The organism is Ruminococcus callidus ATCC 27760, assembly GCF_000468015.1.
Taxonomy (GTDB): domain Bacteria; phylum Bacillota; class Clostridia; order Oscillospirales; family Ruminococcaceae; genus Ruminococcus_C; species Ruminococcus_C callidus.
Genome location: NZ_KI260291.1, coordinates 17,822 through 21,327, shown reverse-complemented (window position 1 = coordinate 21,327; position 3,506 = coordinate 17,822). Strand labels below are relative to the sequence as shown.

The 3,506-nt window shown below is 52.5% G+C and carries 3 protein-coding genes; 2 read left to right on the top strand and 1 reads right to left on the bottom strand.

Translation table 11 applies throughout. The annotated features are described in order from the left end of the window. Nucleotides 1-49: 49 nt before the first annotated feature. Complete coding sequence (gene prfB, locus RUMCAL_RS00750) at nucleotides 50-1,168, bottom strand: peptide chain release factor 2 (RefSeq protein WP_021680464.1); 1,119 nt, start codon at nucleotides 1,166-1,168, stop codon at nucleotides 50-52. 468 nt (nucleotides 1,169-1,636) lie between these two features. Between prfB and RUMCAL_RS00745 the strand changes: the two genes are divergently transcribed. Further along, nucleotides 1,637-2,626, top strand: coding sequence for an RING finger protein (locus tag RUMCAL_RS00745; protein ID WP_021680462.1), 990 nt, complete (start codon nucleotides 1,637-1,639; stop codon nucleotides 2,624-2,626). Further along, nucleotides 2,623-3,114: a dihydrofolate reductase gene (locus RUMCAL_RS00740; RefSeq protein ID WP_021680461.1), complete on the top strand. Its 492-nt coding sequence runs from the start codon at nucleotides 2,623-2,625 to the stop codon at nucleotides 3,112-3,114. The genes RUMCAL_RS00745 and RUMCAL_RS00740 overlap by 4 nt, the downstream gene beginning before the upstream one ends. The last annotated feature ends 392 nt before the right edge of the window (nucleotides 3,115-3,506 follow it).

Sequence of the window (3,506 nt, the reverse complement as noted above, 5' to 3'; positions counted from 1 at the left end):
AAGTCCCCAGACGCTCTTTGTGCGGTATTGCCTTAGAGTTTGCAAAACCTTACTTCTGCAATGTGCCGCTGGACAATGCTTTCAGATAGGCGTTGATGAAGCCGTCCAGATCGCCGTCCATGACTGCCTGAATGTTGCCGTTTTCGAAGCCGGTGCGGTGATCCTTTACCAATGTATACGGCATGAACACGTAGGAACGGATCTGGGCACCCCATGCGATTTCCTTCTGCACGCCCTTGATGTCGGCGATCTTGTCCAGATGTTCCCGTTCCTTGATCTCCACCAGTTTTGCACGGAGCATCTTCATCGCGTAGTCCTTGTTCTGGTACTGGCTTCGCTGTGTCTGGCAGGATACCACGATGCCGGTGGGCAGGTGTGTCAGACGTACCGCGGAACTGGTCTTATTGATGTGCTGTCCGCCGGCACCGCTGGCACGGAACACGTCCATTTTGATGTCTTCCGGACGAATGTCCACTTCCATGGAGTCGTCGATTTCCGGCATGACTTCCAGAGCCGCGAAAGAGGTATGCCGGCGGCCGGAGGAGTCGAACGGCGATACACGCACCAGACGATGTACGCCGGATTCCGACTTCAGGAAGCCATAGGCGTTATCGCCGGAGATCATGATAGACGCACTTTTCAGACCGGCTTCGTCGCCGTCCAGATAGTCCAGCAGTTCTGCCTTGAAGTTGTGGCGTTCTGCCCAGCGGTTGTACATACGGTAGAGCATCTCTGCCCAGTCCTGTGCCTCGGTGCCGCCTGCTCCGGCATGGAATGTCAGAATGGCGTTGGAACTGTCATACTCGCCGGTCAGCAGCGAAGCCAGTTTCAGGGATTCCAGTTCCTTGACGAACTTGTCCGCTTCCTCGTTGAGTTCCGCGTTGGATTCCTCCTCGCCCTCCTCCATGGTGAGTTCGATCAGGGTGAGAATGTCGTCCAGCGTTTCTTCCATTTTCTGATACTTTTCAATGCGGTTTTCCAGCGACTTGACTTCCTGCAATACCTTCTGGGAATTTTCCAGATCGCTGTAGAAATCCGGATCTGCCACCTGCTTTTGCAGTGCATCATAACGAGCCTGTGCCTTTTCAATGCCCAGTACCTCGTACAGTTCTTTCAGGTCCTTGCGGTAATCACTCATCGTGACACGCAGTTCATCTAATAATACCATAACTTCTCTCCTTGTTTCATGGGGTAAATCACGATCTCTTTTATTATACTACAAAATTGGAAAAGATGCAAATCTTTTCTTCGGATATTGAAAAAAATTTTTTTCTGTGTTATAATAAAGGAGATGTGCTGCCGCACACCAGTAAAGTTCGCGGAAATCAATTTTCATGATAGCCTCCCCTGAAAGGGGAGGGGGACCGCCGTTAGGCGGTGGAGAGGTTTTTTCGTAAACTCTTTTTATGACGTTTTCGGCATAAGTGGAAACCCCTCAGTCAGTGCTACGCACTGCCAGCTCCCCTTTCAGGGGAGCCTCACTTGTCAAACTTCATAATTTGGCACAATTTAAATCAACATATTTTTGAAAATTGATTTCCGTGAATAAAGTTGCTGGTGGGTTGTAACGGCTGAAACTTCAGGCAACACACCGGAAAAAGTTGTTGAAGAAACACTTAGAAAAGAGGGATACGCTATGGGAATACACACCGGAGAAAAATGCATCGTCTGCGGACAGGTCTTCACAGATGCAGATGACGTTGTAGTTTGTCCGGAATGCGGCACGCCGTATCACCGTGCCTGCTGGCAGAAAAACGGTGCCTGCATCAACCTGCCGCTTCATGAGTCCGGAAAAAGCTGGGAACCCACCAAGCCCAGAGAAGAAACCAGGAACACCAGGATCTGCCCCGACTGCGGCACCGGCAATCCGGAAGATGCCACCCACTGCAGCCACTGCGGCAAGCCGTTTCTCCGGCCGGAGGAACAGCAGGAGGTCACGCCGACGCTCCGCGAACAGTTGCAGCAAGCCACAGAACGCATGGGCAGTGCTGATCCCACCTGCGGGCTGAACGAGGAACAGAAGCTGGACGGCGAACGGCTGGAAGATGTGGCGAACTTCGTGGAGCAGAACAACCTGTACTATCTGCCGAAGTTCCTGCGGTTCAGCAAGGGCGGCAGAATTTCTCTGAACTTCCCCTGCCTGCTCTTTCCCCCATATTATCTGGCATACCGGAAAATGTGGGCGGCGGCTCTGATCGTCATGGGCATCATGCTCCTGCTGAAAATCCCCCAGTCCTTACAGCAAATGCAGATACTGCTGCCGGACTATCTGCCGACACTGCGGCAGACCGGAGCACCGGCGGAGCTGCTGCAAACATTTCAGGCATTCAGCAGCAGGCTGGACGCTCACGAAACCCTGCTGTACAACGCTGCCATGATCAGCAGTTATCTGGAGATCATCATCAGCATTCTGCTGGGGCTTTTCGGAAACCGCCTTTATTACCGCTTCGTGCTGCGAAAAGTGCACAAGCTGGTACAGGAAGATGTTTCACCGGATATGAAACGCCGCAGACTGCGGCAGGAGGGCGGCGTGAACGGCTGGTTCCTGGTGGCAATGCTCGGCATTCAGATGGGAGCCTCTATCATCTTTTCTCTGATTATGATGCTGGTGATGCTGCTGTCATGAAACACATTGCACTGATCGCCGCCTGCGACCGGAGCCGTGCCATTGGAAAAAACGGCAAAATCCCGTGGAACATTGCCGGAGAGCAGCAACGGTTCCGGCAGCTTACCACCGGACAGACGGTGATCTTCGGGCGGCGTACCTATGAGGAGATCGGCCACCCGCTGCCCTGTCGGGAAACCATTGTGGTTTCCGCCAGCCGGCAGTTTTCCGGTTCCCATCTGCAAACCGTTCCCACGTTGGCAGAGGCTCTGGCGGCGGCAAAGACGGAATGGGTCTTTATCAGCGGCGGTGCACGGCTCTACGCGGAGGCAATGCCGCTGGCGGAAATGCTGTATCTCACGGAGATCGACGGGTTCTTTCAAGGGGACGTGTTCTTTCCGCCGCTGCTGGCAGGACAGTTTGCACGAGTCGCAGAAGAACGCCATGACGGTGAGATCCCGTATGTGTATGTGACGTATCGGAGGTACACAAAAAATGGAAAAAAGTGATTTGCCCATTGATTAATGCCCCTATAAATCCGGTGGATTGCATGGAAAATCAAGATTTGAAAGAAGAAAGTATCCCCGAAAAGTTTAAGGAAAAAGAAAACTGGAAAAACATTTGTGAAAACTGCAAATACCAAAGCCACTAACACTTTTTAAAAAGAGAGGTTATGTCAAAAACTTCGTGCGAAAGAACCCCTCCACCGCCTAACGGCGGTTCCCCTCCCCTAAAGGGGAGGCTGATTTTTATTCAAGCTTTCCCTTTTGTGCATAGGCTCCCCTTTAGGGGAGCTGGCAAGCCGCAGGCTTGACTGAGGGGTACTTCTGTAAACTCTTTTACACCAAGCAGAAGATTCCACAAGAGCCCCTCCACCGCCTAACGGCGGTCCCCCTCGTAC